Annotated in this window: 9 protein-coding genes; 3 read left to right on the top strand and 6 right to left on the bottom strand. The window is 52.1% G+C overall.

Annotated features, from left to right (window positions below; all coding sequences use genetic code 11):
* Positions 1-345 precede the first annotated feature (345 nt).
* Positions 346-2211, bottom strand: coding sequence for a carbon starvation CstA family protein (locus tag SH451x_RS06400; RefSeq protein ID WP_479361616.1), 1866 nt, complete (start codon positions 2209-2211; stop codon positions 346-348).
* A gap of 320 nt (positions 2212-2531) precedes the next feature.
* Here SH451x_RS06400 and ndk point away from each other — a divergent pair, with 320 nt between their 5' ends.
* Together ndk and acs are read left to right on the top strand one after the other, a co-directional pair.
* Positions 2532-2993: a nucleoside-diphosphate kinase gene (ndk, locus tag SH451x_RS06395; RefSeq protein ID WP_479361615.1), complete on the top strand. Its 462-nt coding sequence runs from the start codon at positions 2532-2534 to the stop codon at positions 2991-2993.
* A 190-nt stretch (positions 2994-3183) separates the two neighbouring features.
* On the top strand, positions 3184-5145 hold the full coding sequence (gene acs / locus SH451x_RS06390) for an acetate--CoA ligase (protein WP_479361614.1): 1962 nt from the start codon (positions 3184-3186) through the stop codon (positions 5143-5145).
* An 84-nt stretch (positions 5146-5229) separates the two neighbouring features.
* Here the strand turns inward: acs and SH451x_RS06385 are convergent, their stop codons facing one another.
* The 3 genes from SH451x_RS06385 to SH451x_RS06375 form a co-directional block, all read right to left on the bottom strand.
* Positions 5230-8556: an efflux RND transporter permease subunit gene (locus SH451x_RS06385; protein WP_479361613.1), complete on the bottom strand. Its 3327-nt coding sequence runs from the start codon at positions 8554-8556 to the stop codon at positions 5230-5232.
* Positions 8557-8689: 133 nt separating this feature from the next.
* Positions 8690-11209: an ATP-binding protein gene (locus SH451x_RS06380; protein ID WP_479361612.1), complete on the bottom strand. Its 2520-nt coding sequence runs from the start codon at positions 11207-11209 to the stop codon at positions 8690-8692.
* Positions 11210-11393: 184 nt separating this feature from the next.
* Positions 11394-12569 (bottom strand): glycosyltransferase, encoded by a 1176-nt coding sequence (locus SH451x_RS06375; RefSeq protein ID WP_479361611.1) that lies wholly within the window; start codon positions 12567-12569, stop codon positions 11394-11396.
* Positions 12570-12794: 225 nt separating this feature from the next.
* Between SH451x_RS06375 and SH451x_RS06370 the strand changes: the two genes are divergently transcribed.
* Positions 12795-14567, top strand: coding sequence for a prenyltransferase/squalene oxidase repeat-containing protein (locus SH451x_RS06370; protein WP_479361610.1), 1773 nt, complete (start codon positions 12795-12797; stop codon positions 14565-14567).
* Here the strand turns inward: SH451x_RS06370 and SH451x_RS06365 are convergent.
* On the bottom strand, positions 14564-15196 hold the full coding sequence (locus tag SH451x_RS06365; RefSeq protein ID WP_479361609.1) for a response regulator transcription factor: 633 nt from the start codon (positions 15194-15196) through the stop codon (positions 14564-14566). The two genes, SH451x_RS06370 and SH451x_RS06365, sit on opposite strands and share 4 nt — an antisense overlap.
* 133 nt (positions 15197-15329) lie before the next feature.
* Positions 15330-15836 (bottom strand): hypothetical protein, encoded by a 507-nt coding sequence (locus SH451x_RS06360; protein ID WP_479361608.1) that lies wholly within the window; start codon positions 15834-15836, stop codon positions 15330-15332.
* Positions 15837-15894: the final 58 nt, after the last annotated feature.

The raw sequence follows: 15894 nt of genomic DNA, 5'->3' as shown, positions 1-15894 counted from the left end.
TGGTGACGTAGTTGGTACGCATCGCGAACCTGTTTTGGATGCCACTTTTGCAATTGCTAGACCAGGAAAAACCTTTCGTACGGCGAACCACAAGCACGAGCTTACCGAAGTTCTCGTATTGAACCGCCTCTCAGTTCCTATTACATGAAGAACAGAGCCTATTTGCAGGTCTGCAGTGACTGGACAGTTGGTTCACACAACAGCGCCTTTGGCGGAAACTTTTATCCGCGCAGCCGGCAATTTTTAGTGAGCAGCCTGTGCATCCGGCGATACTAGGTCAACTGGCCTCATGCCGAACAAACTGTTAGTTATCCGATCATGGGCGCAAGTCCGAAAGAGCTTGCACTACGCAGAAGCGCCGGCGAGCGACGGCAGTTGAGGCTCAAGAACGCCGCGTGCCTTACGCCAGACAAGTGCGGCTTCAATGAACATCCAGATTTGGAGCGTCAGAATACCTCCGCCGAAAACGATCAACAAATACTTGCGACCTGGTATCCAGTTGTAGAGCAAGTCGTAGGTCATGGCCCATCCGGGCATTAACATCATCGCGATGGCCGGGACGGCTAAGAATGCAATCGGCTTGCTGCGACGCCACAGGTAAAACGTCGCAACGATCATAGCCAAGCCCGCGAGCAACTGATTCGTTGCACCAAAGAGCGGCCAGAGTAGATTTCCGCCCGTACCGGGCTTGTCACCTGCAAATACAGCAATGACTCCTCCGACACCTACGGCCAGCGCAGTCGCGACATATTTATTTCCCGTCGGCAGTTTGAGTGACGTACCGAGCTCAGACAAAACATATCGTTGCAGTCGAGTCGCAGTGTCAAGAGTTGTCGCTGCAAAACTGGAAACCAGGACCGCGACGATTCCGATGCCAAGCTCGATTGGAATTGATAGTGCGGTCAGAAAGTTGGCCCCGCCTTCAATAAATGCCGCGAGATTCTTTTGCAAACCCTGCGTCTTCCATCCATCAGCAGCCTGACTACGGTAGTACTTGCGCCATGCTTCGCGACCACTAATTTGATTGCCATCGACGTCCTGAACGTAAGTGTAAGCTGACACTGGAGCAACAGCGCTGCCGATGCTCGGCTCTTGCGCCGTCTTTTGTAATGCTCCCATTCCGACGCCCGCGGTACAAGCCATGATGACCAACACAGCCAAAGCTCCTTCAAGCAACATTGCGCCGTAACCGACCGCTTGTGCATCGCACTCGGAAGCAATTTGTTTACTGCTGGTCCCCGAGCTTACAAGACAATGGAAGCCACTACATGCTCCACAAGCAATGGTTATAAACAGGAATGGAAGAATTGGCGGTGCATCAACCGGTATCGTTGATGAAATCGGTTCGGCCGATGTAAACAGATCGGCAGACCCCGTCAAGCTTGCAACGACCAGACCAATTATGAGAAGCGTTAGGGCAACATACAACTGATGACTATTTACCAAATCTCGCGGCTGTAGCAACAACCAAACCGGTAACACCGATGCAAAGAAACAGTAAACTAAAAGCAGAATCGTCCAAACCACGATTGGATTAAAATACGAACCGCTTTCCATGCTGGGCAGTAGTCCGCTGAAACTGAGCGGCAGGTAATAGACTCCGACGTAAACAGCGGCATACAAAAGCGTCAACGACACCAACGACGGAAGCAGCATAGGAACGTTGCCTTTGTGCGCCAACAAACCGATAACAAGAGCGATCGGCATGGCGATCCAGACCGATAGCACACTTTCGGGGTAAAGCGCAAAGATATTGGCGATCACGAGACCAAAGATCGCTAGGACGATCCACAGGGCTAACGCAAGAATGGAGAGGAAAAGGATTCGCACCCGCGGAGCGATCATCCGACCTGCAATCTCTCCAATGGTCTGACCGCGGTTCCGAATCGATATGATTAACGCAGCCATGTCGTGCACGCCACCGATCAGGATCGACCCGAGCACAACCCAAATCAACGCGGGAAGCCAGCCCCAAAAAACTGCGATAGCGGGCCCCACGATTGGGCCAGTTCCGGCAATGCTCGTAAAGTGATGGCCGAATACGATACTCTTTTTCGTGGGAATAAAATCCTGGTCATCGCGCAGCGTTTTGCTGGGCACTGACGCATCTGCCGAAAGCTCGAAGAGTCTCTTGCTTAACCATTTTCCGTATGTGAAATAGGCTAAAACGAGCGCGAGCAAAGATCCCAGCGATATTAGTAGCGTGCTCATAGAGAGAGGTAAGTCGTAATGGTTTGGCAGGGTGACATTGATCGAGCTGGCAAGCGGAATGATTATCCGGATAGTCTTTAAGTAAAAACCGACCTCCGAACTAAGTCTAGCCAGGGGAATTACAATTGTAGAGTTTTTCCGTGGCCGACATACCGTTGGGCGACCGTTTCGCTCGATTCGATGTCAGATTCTTTGCCACCTCCTTGCATTCTTGGTTTCGCAAGCCACAATGCGGCCTAACTTTAAAAAGGACTGCGTCGGTGGCGGAACCGCTTGGCGTAAGCAGTCCGACCTCGAAACACTAGCCCTCTTTGAATGCCATGGAACGTTCTCTCATTTTGTTGAAGCCTGATTGCGTACAGCGTCGGTTGATTGGAACTATTATCGCTCGCTTCGAATCCAAAGGATTGAACATCATCGCGATGAAAATGTTGCAAGTAACACCAGAACTGTCGAAGAAGCATTACGCTGAGCATGTTTCGAAGCCATTCTATCCTTCTCTTGAATCTTTTATTGTCTCGTCGCCGATCGTTGCCATGGTAATCGAAGGCCTCGAAGCGATCCGAGTTGTGCGCGATATGTTGGGAGCGACCAGCGGACTTAAGGCAGCTCCTGGAACCATCCGTGGCGACTACAGCTCCAGCCGTCAGATGAATCTGGTGCATGCTTCCGATGGACCTGAAGCGGCGGCGCGCGAAATCGAGCTCTACTTCGATGCGAAGGAACTGTGCAGCTACGAACCAACGCTGGTTGATAGCTTCCGCGCGCCGGACGAAGTTTAGCTTCCCGGATCTTCTAAAGTCTTCTTTCCTCGTTGCGGTCCGAAAATGGGGCTGCGATTTCTACTGCGATTGCCTAAGGTTGGGCGATTGACGCAGTGCCGGATTGCAACCACAATCGACTGCGACATAGCGGCAGCAGATTGCCCGTTGTGGTCGATTTACGGTACTCCGACTTTTATATTGCAAAGCTATGAGCGATTCGTCATCCAGCGGGCAGGTAAGTTCAGTTCTTCTCGAAAAACGCAAGTTTCCGCCCTCTGAGGCGTTTGCGCAACAAGCTAGGATCGCTTCCCTAGCTGAGTACGATGCGATTTACAAAGAGTCCATGGAGGATAACGAAGCCTTCTGGGCTCGACTCGCCACGGAAAAGTTGCATTGGTTCAAGAAGTTCGACCAAGTCCTGCAATGGAACGAACCATACGCAAAGTGGTTCGTCGGTGGACAAACGAACGCATCGTATAATTGCTTGGACAAGCATATCGCAGATGGAAAAGGGGACCGAGTTGCGCTAAAGTTCGAAGGTGAACCCGGCGATCGTCGTGAAGTCACTTACAAACAGTTACACCGAAACGTTTGTAAGTTGGCTAATGGGCTCAAGTCTTTGGGAATAGTCGCCGGAGATCGCGTCAGCATTTATATGCCGATGACTCCCGAACTGATCGTTGCGATGCTCGCGTGCGCTCGGATCGGCGCGGTACATTCGGTTGTCTTTGGCGGGTTCAGCGCCGAGGCAATTGCGGATCGAAACAACGATGCAACTGCCAAACTTCAGATTACGGCAGACGGTGGTTGGCGTCGCGGCAAGGCACTCGAACTCAAGAATACGGTTGATGAAGCCCTCGAAAAAAGCCCTTCTATCGAAAAGTGTATCGTCCTTCAGCGGACAAACACAGCTTGTTCGATGAAGCCAGGACGCGATATTTGGTGGCATGAATTGGTCGATGCGCAAAGCGACGATTGTCCTGCCGAACCGCTCGACAGTGAAAGCCCGTTGTTCATACTCTATACCAGCGGTTCAACTGGGAAACCTAAAGGGATTTTGCACACCACGGCGGGCTATCAACTGTACGCGCAGTACACTTTCGAAACCGTTTTTGACCATCGCGACTCTGATATTTTTTGGTGTACTGCCGATTGTGGATGGATCACGGGGCACAGTTACGTTGTCTACGGCCCACTGGCTGCTGGCGTTACGCAAGTCATCTTCGAAGGTGCGCCAAATTGGCCGGCGGAAGATCGCTTCTGGGAGATTATCGAGCGTTACAAGGTCACGACGCTGTATACCGCTCCGACTGCAATTCGCGCGTTTATCAAATGGGGTGACGAACATGTCGAGAAGCACGATCTCTCGAGCTTGCGGTTGCTAGGCAGTGTCGGTGAAGGAATCAATCCGGAAGCGTGGATGTGGTACTACAACAAGATTGGTGGCGGACGCTGCCCGATTGTCGATACGTGGTGGCAAACAGAAACCGGCGGCATCATGATGTCGCCGCTTCCCGGGGCTATCGCTACCAAGCCTGGTTCCTGCACAAAGCCCCTGCCTGGCGTTTCCCCAAGAATCCTCGATGAATCCTTGAGCGAAGTTCCACAAGAACATGGCGGCATGTTATGCATCGACAAGCCTTGGCCGGGAATGCTGCGCGGCATTTGGGGCGATCCCGAACGCTATGTCGAGCAGTACTGGAGCAAGGTGCCGCATATGTATCTGACCGGCGATAACGCTCGGCGTGACGAAGACAGCTACTACTGGATCATGGGGCGTATCGACGACGTAATCAACGTTTCCGGGCACCGCCTGAGTACGATTGAAGTTGAAAGCGCTCTCGTGTCGCATCCAATGGTTGCTGAAGCGGCGGCTGTGGGACGACCAGATGAAATCAAGGGGCAAGCAATTGCCGTGTTTGTGACGCTCAAGGGTGTCGCGCCGTCCGAGGAGATTCGTGCCGAATTGAAGAAGCATGTTCGCAAAGAGATTGGCGCGCTGGCTCAACCAGACGACATCCGCTTTACAAGTGCTTTACCCAAAACGCGAAGCGGCAAGATCATGCGACGTCTGCTTCGCGATATCGCTAGCGGCAAAGAGCAAACAGGCGATACGACGACCTTGGAAGACTACACGGTACTTGCCAAGATTCGTGAAGAAGAGTCCTAGTGCTGCGTCAGAGTTTACTGCACGCTATGGACGGGCAAAAATGCCCATCCTACGTCCGTCAAAACGCCGTCTCGCAGTAAATCTCTAGTGCAGCATCACGGGGGCTTCATTATTCGTTGTCAAGTTCTCAGATGCTGCTTTGTCACGATCAACCCAGTCGCCCGGATCGACAGTAATGTCGAAACCAAACAGCCCAACGAACCAAGCGTATGATCGGAAGAAGAATGGCACGATAAACAAGACAAGAACTGTCGTTGCCAGTAGACCGAAGGCTAAACTGGTGGCCATCGGTATCAGCACTTGAGCTTGGAATGATTTTTCCATCAACATAGGTGCTAAACCGGCAATCGTCGTGATACTCGTGAGCATTACCGCGCGTAATCGCCGCTGCCCGGCCACTTCTAACGCTTCGACCAACGGAGTACCAGAACGCACAAGACGGTTGATAAAGTCGACCATCACGATTGAATCGTTGACCACCACGCCTGACAAAGTTACCATCCCAAACATGCTGAACAGAGTGAGTGGCAAGCCCATCACGGCGTGGCCAAAAACAGCACCAACAAGCCCAAAGGGTACGACGGCCAAAATGATAAAGGGCTGCAGATAAGAGCGAAACTCAAGTACTAATAGAACGTAGATCCCGAGCATCGCTGCCAAGAAACCAATCTGCATGCTCTCAAACGACTCCGCTGTTTCTTGTTGTTGACCTTCCCATCGAAAGCGAAGCGATGGATAACGTTCCATCAAACTTGGCATTAGATCTTTTTGCAATTCTTGCGCGATGACAAATGCATTGGCACCTTTGCGAACGTTTACATCGGAGGATACCGTAATTGACCGGTACTGATCTAGGCGATTGATTTCGTTGTACCCGCGAGCCACAGTGATGTCGGCCAATTCTAAGAAGGGGCGCTCAATTCCATCTTTGCCGCGAACGCGGATATTCTTAAAATCGGAGAGCGACTGACGTTGCTCTTCGGGATAGCGCACCATGAGTTTGACTTCGTGCCGGCCTCGTTGCAGTCGCATCACTTCAGCACCGAAGTACGAACTGCGGATGGCTTCCGCAAGATCGGTCAGCGTTACTCCTAACGGTTGGGCCGATTCTTTGACCTTGAACTGGAACTCAAATTTTCCGGGCACGTTATCATCACGGATATCCTCGACGCCGTCGTATTTAGCCAGTGCGGCCTTGCACTCTTCGACAGCCGCCTCCAGTTCGTCCTGTGCCGACGCTGGAGCTAGAATCTTGAATTCAAGCGCACGTCCACCAGGCCCCATGTCTTGCGACTGGAAGGTGACTCGTTCCGCGCCGGGAAAATCTCCTGCGCGTTCACGCCACATGTTGATAATTTCTTGGCTCGTTACGTTTCGTAACGTGGCATCGTGAAGTTCAGCGTTTACCTGCCCAACACTTGCACCGCTTCCCGTCGATGCCTGATTTGGGCCACCGTCGCCGCTCGTAAATCCAACTTGCAAAAAGGTCAGGCGAACGGGACCTTCCAAGTCTGTTTCGTAAACAGGTGGCGGCGTTTTGTTGGTGCCAGCCTCTTTCTCGCGCTGAGCGATCTCGGTGGTAATCGCGCGAATGGATTCTTCGATCTGCCGCAGGGCTTTGGTCGTTACCGAAGCTGGCGTGCCGCTTGGGTATTCGATCTGAGCGATAATGTTTTTACCATCGAGCTTCGGAAAAAACTCGAAGGGTACGACCCCGGAGCGGACTATTCCCCAGGCAGAAAGCACCATAAAGACGCCAAAAGAAATCGGTAGCAGTGGATACCTCAGGACGCTTTTCAAAACCGGGTAGTAGATTCGGGCATTGAAAAAATCCAAACCCTTTTCAGCCCAAACGCCCAACCACTCAAAGCCACGCTCAATAAAGTGGAACGGAGCCAGCATGGAAGCAATAAACTTCTGCGTTTTCGTTTTAGGCGCTTGCGGGTCATGAGACAAGTGGCCGGGTAGTGCAAAAGTCGTTTCGGCAAGGGAGATTAATAACATCGCGATGATCGCCAAAGGCATGACGGCAATGAATTTACCCATGACGCCAGAGACAAACATCAGCGGTAGAAACGCGACAATCGTCGTTGCTATGCTCGAGCAAACACTCGGCAACACCTCTGCCGCACCATCAATCGCGGCCTGGAGTTGGCTTTTCCCTAACAAACGGTGTGCATAGATATTTTCGCCGATCACAATCCCGTCGTCGACGACAATTCCGACTGCCATCAAGAAAGCAAACATACTGAGCATATTCAATGTCTGCCCCGCAGCAATCAAGACGATGCCAGCGCCGAAAATGCTAACGGGAATTCCAACCGCCACCCAAAACGAAAGGCGTGGATTGAGGAAAATCGCGAGCACAAGGAATACGATGACTCCGCCTTGTAACCCATTGTTACGCAACATACGAATGCGGTCGCGGACGTCTACTGATTCATCACCCCATGCCTGAATGCGATAACCTTTGGGTACAGTCGCCGTCTCAACATAGCCATGCACTGCATCGGAGAGTACGAGAAGATCTTCGTCGCTCGTGCGGTCGATTTGGATGACTTGTGCAGGATGACCATTGATTTCACTGATCGCCGTAACATCTTCGAATTGGTCCCGAACATCGGCAAGATCACCGACCGTCAGAACACTTCCTGTATTTTGCGAGATGACAGGAAGTTCGCGGATATCTTCGCCATATTCACGTTTGTTCTTGCCGCGCAGCAAGATCTCCTGCCCGTCAGATTTGATCTGACCGCTGGGCAGTTCCATGTTCTCTTGCCGTAAAGTCGTGGCAACATCGTTCAAGGTCAAACCGTACTTGCGCAGAGTCTCCTCACTGAGTTCAACATCGATCTGGAAAGGCTTTCCGTTGACGATTTCTGCTTGCGAAACCTCTTTTAAGTCGAGCAAACGATCGCGGTGCCCCTCCGCGATGTTCCTGAGACGCAACTCGGCCTCTGGTGACCGATCGTCGGGGCCGATAATTGCAACGCGAATGGCTGGTAAGCGGAACGTAATTTGTTCAACCGTTGCTCGCTCTGCCATTTGAGGGAACTTGGGACCAATCCGATCGACCGCCGAACGTATCTCAGAAAGAGCCCGTTCTGGATCAGCACTAGTTTTAAGTTCCGCGAGCGTATAGCCGCCGCCTTCGCGCGCGATGCTCGTCAGCTTCTTGATTCCCGAAATCGACTGAATTTCTTCTTCGATCTTGGTACAAATCCCCGATTCTACTTCGTCTGGCGAGGCGCCTGGATAAGGGACGGTGACTAGAACAACTTCCAGCTGAAATTCCGGAAACGTTTCGCGCCGCATCGAAAAGAATGAGACCAACCCCAGTCCCAAAATGATGACTAATAGGACGTTGACTCCAGGCCCATTTCGAACTGCCCAGCGGATGATACTTTTCATAGAAAGCTTTACGTTGTTTGAATTTGGACGAGCGTGAGCCTAGTCAATGTATTTTAGGTAAACGGTGCCTAGCTCCTGCCCTTGTTCGATTCGACGAGCACTTTGGAGCGATCTGTGACGACCGTCGGGTACACTAGCGGCGGGCTCTTCTCTTTTGAAAGCCAGCCGCAGCCTCCTCAGGCAATTCTACCAACGGTGTCAAAGTTCCGTCATTGTCGCGTTCAAACGGCACCCACAGAAGAGCAACTTGATCAATTTGCATGTCGCCTTTTCGGCAAGTCAGCTCAACTTCCTGCAATTCTAAGCGTTCTGCTAAAAACTGCGTGGTCAATTTATCGATTTCGGCTTCACATTCCAACTTCAGATTTTCAAGTCCGGCATCGAGATCTTCGACATTTTCACGGGCTCGCGCCACGTCCGCCTTTTGACTCGAAACCTGGGACATCTTTCTGGCTGCCGTCGACATCCGAGTTACGTTGGCAGAACTGGCACGCTTCCGCCCCACCAGCGCTCCGAGGATCGATGTACCGATTTGGACCATCGAATCGTAAAAATGGCCTGAAGCTTCACTTTCTTCCTTCGCCAATTTTTCTGCGGCAACCCGGCGTTTCGACTCGAGCGCAGAAATTTTCGCTGCAAAGCTTTTGCTTAGCTCGTCGACTTTATTATCGCGAATCTCACGAGCATTTTGCGAAAACTCGATACGTGCGTCCATTTCTGTCTGCCCAATCCGGCTGTATAAGTTCATCACCGGAGCAAAGTAGACGCGGGTCCTATAGCTCTTATAGAGAAAGTCCTGCAAATCTCTGCTCCAACCTTTGTAATTGCGACTAGCCGCCAACTCGATCGGCATGTCACCGAATACGATCTCTTCCTCCGGCTGGCGTGCTTGCTGCAAAGTTCCCGCAGGCAAAACGGAACTAGCATCCCACAGCGACGTCGGTAGCGAGCCACAGATGGGCATGAGCACGCTCACGTCCTGCCACTCATCGATTTTTATCGCGGTTTTAACAAAGTGTAGGCTAGCCTGCCCCAACAGCGATGGCAAATAAACGAGTTCAGTATCGCGCCGCGCAAACTTGCTCTGTACCCAAAATAACTCAGTGACATCCCCTGGAATTATTGGCCTCGCACTCTCGAGCGCAGCACTTTGCGATGCCCTTGATTCTGACGCTGCGGAACTAGAATCAATCGATCGTGGCCCAACGGTTGTGGAAGATCGCGAAGCAAGCTGTTCACGCTTCACTTTCATCAAATCTGAGACGTGTTGTCGCGAAAGCGGTCCGCGCAAAAAAGATAGAGCCCAGCGGGTTTGGAAGATCACGGGTTTGTCCTCGTGAACGTTATTCATTAGAAAGACGCGAGCTCCCAAAGCAGCAAGTGTTTGCTCCATTTTCGCGCGGTCAAATCGCCCGCCGGTTTGCGCAGCAGCTCCTTCCAGGCCGTCCAAAACCCGCTGCTTGTCTCGATCCGTTTGCAGTCGACCGAGAAACCAAGTTCCAATGTTCGACAAGCCTTTATAGTCCAAATCGACCGGGTTCTGCGTTGCCAGGGCGATCCCTAATCCAAACGCGCGAGCTTGTTTCAGCAGCGTTAGCATGGGCGGTTTGGAGGGCGGTTTCGCTGACGGCGGGAAATAACCGTAAACTTCGTCCATATAAAACAACGCTCGCAACGACCCTGTTCCGGGCTGCGCTCGCATCCAGCCCAGCAACTCGCCAAGCAAGATCGTAACAAAGAACATTCGCTCGCTGTCGGTTAAGTGAGCGATCGAAATAATGCTGATCCGCGGCTTGCCTTCGTCGGTGTACAACAAACGTTTGATGTTGAGCGGCTCGCCTTCCAGCCAACCAGCGAATGCGGGTGAGGCTAATAGATTATTGAGCGACATAGCGAACTTGCCACGGTCCGCCGATGAAAAGAAACTTTCTAGATCAATCACGCCGACACGATCAATCGGAGGCACTTGAATGTTTCGAATAACGTCCGCCAAGGAAAGGTTTACGCCCTTCATCCACGACGTTTCGAAGATCTTTGAAAGAAGTATATGCTCGCGCGAGGTCAACGGATCGGCGTCAATACCCAACAAAGTCAGTAGGCCTGAGGCGGCGCTGGTGATCTTTTCTCGAAAGGTTTCGCTGTCGGAGATGACTTCAGCTGCCGGTGCATCAAAACTCTTGAGAACGGTTAGCGGCACGCCTATGTTGCTGCCTGGTGTATAGATCGTAACGTCCGTCGAGTCCCGGAACTTTTTAATTCGCTCCGGTCTCTGATGCCAATCGGCAAGCCCCTTCCGCCAAAGATTAGCATACCACTCCGCTAATTCGGCTGGCGTTTTGTCCTTCTGGGCTGCTTCCGTTTTATCGACCCACGGCTCAAAGTCGCTCCCTTTCAATTCGGGAAAGGTCAGCAGCAAATTCCCCAAGTCTCCTTTAGGGTCGACGCATATCACAGGAATGCCATCGATTGCCGCTTCCTCCAGCAGGCTCAGGCAGAGGCCCGTTTTTCCACTGCCGGTCATGCCCACGCAGAGGGCATGCGTTACAAGATCCTTGCTGTCATACATCATGAGGTCGTCAAGAATTTTGCGACCGGCCAAATCGTATTCTTTGCCCAAATAGAATTTTGAAGGCACCTCGTAAACGGATTCCAAGTCCATATCTCAACAGCCCGTTGTGCTAGAAAAGTAAGTCGTCAGTTCGCTCGATTGATTTGCCCAAGTGGCCAGTTTCATGAACTCGCCACCGCGCACGCGCCCTAAACAAACGTGCAGTCGCGGCAAGCGAAGACATTCTAGCAGTGGAACGGAATTCGTTCGACCTAGTCAAGGCAGGAAATTAAGGTCGTTTGGTCGCTTGAAAAATGTCCTGCATCTGGCCGATCCAGACCGGTAAACTATGCCGCTCACGCACCCATTGATCCGCTGCGGCGATCTGTTCCTCCATCGCTACTTTTTTAGGTAAAGACGCGATGGCAGCCGCCCAGGCTTCGGCATCTTCCGGCGGCAAACGCAAACCGCGTTCTTCGTTCGCCCCCAGTAACTCGCGAAGTCCGCCCGCATTCTGAGAGGCAATAACGGGCGTCCGACAAGCCATCGCCTCCATCACGACGTTAGGAAACCCTTCATAGAAGCTTGGCAAACAGAGCACGTCGCACCGCGAAACGATCGCCGCTGGATTCGGCTGAACTCCGTAGAATGTAACATTCTGTTCCAATCGCTTGTTCTTGACTAACTGCTCAAGTTCACCGCGCAGCACTCCATCTCCGACGATGTGCAGATGTGGTTCGACTTTGTACTTACCAATCAGAATCGAGAGGCATTCCAAGAGCAGTGCGTGATTCTTTTCCTTTGAAAGCCTACCGACCGCGACCATGTCAAGCTTGTTGGTTGGATTAAAATCTGGGGGCGGAACCAACGAAGCTTGCACTTTTATCTTATCGTAGTCGATCGGACTAGGAACAATCGCCCAACGGTCTGGCGATATAGAATAGAACGTCGAAGCATCCTCGGCAGACTCCTGACTCACCGCCAAGAGACATGTAGCTGATCGATAAGACCACCCGAGCAGAGCGCGTTTGATACTCATCCAGCGTTGCCGCGACTGCCCAAAATCGCGGCTTGGCGGACTCACTACTGTTACAACGCGCTGAACTGCGAGACCTTTGCAGGCTGCGGCTGTGAGCATTACTGTGTGGTAGAGTCGATCGTAGGTAACATCGATCTTTCGCGCACGAAGGCTGCTTCGCAACTTTTTCAGCTGCAGTGCATAGAGCGAGCCTGGCACGACGGCATACGCTCTCGAGTAAGATTTTGCGTAAGAGTCGACTTTCACATCACTCGGGACTTGATCAAGTAGTGGACCGGAAGCATAGGTCAGATAGAGATGAGGCCGGATGAGATTGCGGTCCAAACCTTGCAGCAACTGCAACATTTGGCGCTCGCTGCCACCACTTTCCATCGTTGACGTGCAGCAAAGAAGGTTGACGGCGGGTTCTGCTGCGGTTTTTACCAAGATTCAAAACTCAGGAATGGGATCAATCTGACGCTTGGAATTCTTTACGAACCAAAAGGCTGCATCGTATAATAAGAAGCAACTTTTCATAGGATGGGGTATAATTGACCGTTGCGTCGCGGCTACCAGAACTCCCTGTTCAATATGTTCCAACTGGTCTGATTATTCCGCTGTTAGCTGGCTGATCGGTCATTTTTCCTTCACTCCTCTTTCGGCTTCCATTTCATGAAGGTCAGACCGCGAAGAAATGCGAATGAATTCCAGACGGGAGAGCTGCCGCCGACAACGGCTGTTCCAATAGTTCCCGATCGCCGTCCCACGCGTGTCCGCCCCAGTCCGACCGCTCCCGTACCACCGCCGAAAGTAGTTGAGAAAAGTGCGGCTGCTGCCGAGCCACACGAACGAATCAACACTGCCTTTACCAGAGCAAAGTACTGGTCGCGAGACACATCCGCGACCCTGGTTAGCCTGGTTTGCCATACGATCATCTTGCTGATCCTAATGTCGTTCGCCCACTCAATCGGCAATGGCAATTCAAATGGTCTGACGATCATCGCCACCGGACAATCAGATTCGGCCAGCGATATTCGATTTGATCTGGAAGCGCCAGACGAAGACGCAGCCAATCCGCTCGACAATGCCACAGAAATGGCAAGTCGCATTGATGCAGCGGAACTGCAGACAAGTCAAATGGGATCTCAGGCCGGAATTGGTCAGCCTGCCTTGACTCTCTCGAATACCACTGCGTCCAGCAACGGACTTTCGATGAACACTTTCGACAGTTCATCGCAATCACAATTCGTCATTCCTACCGGTGAAGTATTTGGCGGATTCTCGTTGGAAGGAAGATCTGCTGGCAAGCGTGCAGAAATGGCGATGGCCAACGGAGGTGACGCTGCCACAGAGGCTGCGGTCGAAGCTGCCATTGCATGGTTGATCAAGCACCAATATCGAGATGGTAGCTGGAGCACCTTTCAAGACCATGGGCCGGAGTGCGATTGCAAGAATAATGCGCCGGCAATGTTCCAGCGTGGCGATTTCCCTCGACCGCGCGTGGTCGCAGGCACGGGCCTCGCGCTCCTTGTATTGATGGGAGCAGGGTACACACACCGCGAAGGCCCCTACCGCGATGAAGTCTACCGCGCACTTCAGTTTTTGCTCGACACACAAAAGAATGGCGAGCCCACCCCACAGGATCCGCGCGCAGTTGGGCAATTCACCCTCTCCGGCTCGCTCGACATGATGTACGAACAGGGAATCGCTACGTTTGCTTTATGCGAAGCGTACCAAATGACCAAAGACGACTGGCTCAAGTCTGGCAGCCAACGGGCGATAAATTTCCTGCGTGCAGCACAGTGCTATGATGGTTCCTGGGGCTATTTTCCTGGGCAAACGGGGGACTTGTCGATCGTCGGTTGGCAGATGATGGCACTTCGATCCGCCGCAGCCAGTGGCTTGGAAGTTCCGCCGACTGAGATTCGTCGCATCGATGGCTTTCTGAACTCGCGATCGATGGACGGTGGAATCACTTACAACTATCGTGGCGGTCGTGCGAATCCAGAAATGACTGCGATTGGCGCGTTGATGCGTCTGATGCGAGGTTGGAGTGTTACCGATCCCCGTATAACCAAGAGCATTAACTACGTCGTTTATCGTGATGCTGGTCCTATCGATGACGGTCCCGAGCTAACAGACGTTTACTTCAACTACTACGCCACCAACCTTTTGTTCTACAGCCAATCTAATTTGTGGCCCGGCTGGAACGCACGGATGAAAGAGATTTACTTGAACAGCCAATGTACCGCTGGGCATGAGGCGGGCAGCTGGTTTAAAACGGATCCAACTGGCATGGTCGGATTTACCGATGGTGGTGACAGAGGAATCAATACCAAAGGAGGGCGACTTTATACGACCTGCATGGCTGCACTTACGCTGGAGGTCTACTACCGAATCCTCCCGATTACCAAGGACGATTCGAAGATCGACTTTAAACTTTAAGGTGCTCGCTTGCGGAGTTTGCGTTGCAACGAACGGCGATGTATGCCTAAACGCCGCGCTGCCTCCGAGATATTATTACTGCAGTCTGCTAGCACGCGATGAATATGCTCCCATTCCGCTTGAGCTAGCGTTGGAACCGGAATAGATTCCTCTTGCTCGACAAAATTGCAGTCTGCGTCGCTGCGTGAAAACGAAAGCAAAATATCATCGGCATCGGCTGGTTTGGGAAGAAAGTTGACCGCCCCTAATTTCACAGCATCAATCGCAGTGGCAATTGATCCGAATCCGGACAAAATCAGCACCTTCACATCGGGATGGATCGCTTTCAATTGCGATATGATCGTCAGACCAGAACGACCAGGCATGCGCAAATCGACTACTGCTAAATCAGTTGGGGAAATGCGGAAAACTTCAAGAGCTTCGTCGCACGTTCCTGCAACACTGACGCGAAAGCCACGCTCTTCGAAAGCTTCGGCCAACCGATCTCGCAGGATAAAACTGTCGTCGACCAGCAAAATACTCGTCGAATTGACTGCTGAAGCACGATCAGCATCAATGCTGGGTGCTGCTGAGCTACGCAAAGACATTCCGTGACCCGCCATACCTAGGGTAAAAAATAACTTACCCATTGTAAACCGATTACGAGATTGCAAAATAACCGTTCTGGGATTTCCATCCTAAACAGAGACAAACACTTCAGAATCTGCCACGGCAGCAGACGAAGGTTTCGCGTTGCGACTAAGCCACACGCCCAGGCAAAAACTAGTTTCTGAAAAACCCAGTTACGTTCTTTAAAAAGTCGACGATACCGGTCGTAAGCGGCTCGCTCGTTCCCAGTTCGTCGCCCCAGCCAGGCAGAATCAGCATCGCGGCTAGGAATCCAAACACGCCGATTGCAAGTATCAACGGATCGCTGGCCATCCGGTGTTCGGTCGGTGGCTTAGCACCCATACGCCGATCTCGCTTGGGCTTGGAGGCTGCTTCAACTTCTTCGGCACGAATCAAGGTTACCGCAGCCATACCGTCGGGCGAATTGACGATCTCGGCGATATACGCTCGCCAAGTACTGCCTTGATGGTACAGCTTGCACTCGGCCTTCAGCTTCAATAACTTGGCGCGGCTAGCGGGGAGCGTTAAAGAGATATCTGCCCACGAAGTCTCACGCACACTGACGTGATACGAACGCCAACCCACATGCAGTTCTGCTGACGATTGGTCGGATGGAATTCGGATGTGGTACGGTTGTGAACGGTCGATAGTTTCGGACATTTCATTTCTCCGAATGAAACTTGACCTCTTCCTCAAAGATTGCCGGAAATTTCCGCTT

The organism is Njordella aestuarii, assembly GCF_056494165.1.
The sequence above is the reverse complement of the archived record's forward strand: the minus strand, read 5'-3'. Positions and strand labels throughout refer to the sequence as shown.

Coding starts and splice junctions, on each gene's coding strand:
- SH451x_RS06370 (WP_479361610.1), top strand. CDS start 12,795: ATGAAGGTCAGACCGCGAAGAAATGCGAATGAATTCCAGACGGGAGAG.
- SH451x_RS06400 (WP_479361616.1), bottom strand. CDS start 2,211: ATGAGCACGCTACTAATATCGCTGGGATCTTTGCTCGCGCTCGTTTTA.
- ndk (WP_479361615.1), top strand. CDS start 2,532: ATGGAACGTTCTCTCATTTTGTTGAAGCCTGATTGCGTACAGCGTCGG.
- acs (WP_479361614.1), top strand. CDS start 3,184: ATGAGCGATTCGTCATCCAGCGGGCAGGTAAGTTCAGTTCTTCTCGAA.
- SH451x_RS06365 (WP_479361609.1), bottom strand. CDS start 15,196: ATGGGTAAGTTATTTTTTACCCTAGGTATGGCGGGTCACGGAATGTCT.
- SH451x_RS06385 (WP_479361613.1), bottom strand. CDS start 8,556: ATGAAAAGTATCATCCGCTGGGCAGTTCGAAATGGGCCTGGAGTCAAC.
- SH451x_RS06360 (WP_479361608.1), bottom strand. CDS start 15,836: ATGTCCGAAACTATCGACCGTTCACAACCGTACCACATCCGAATTCCA.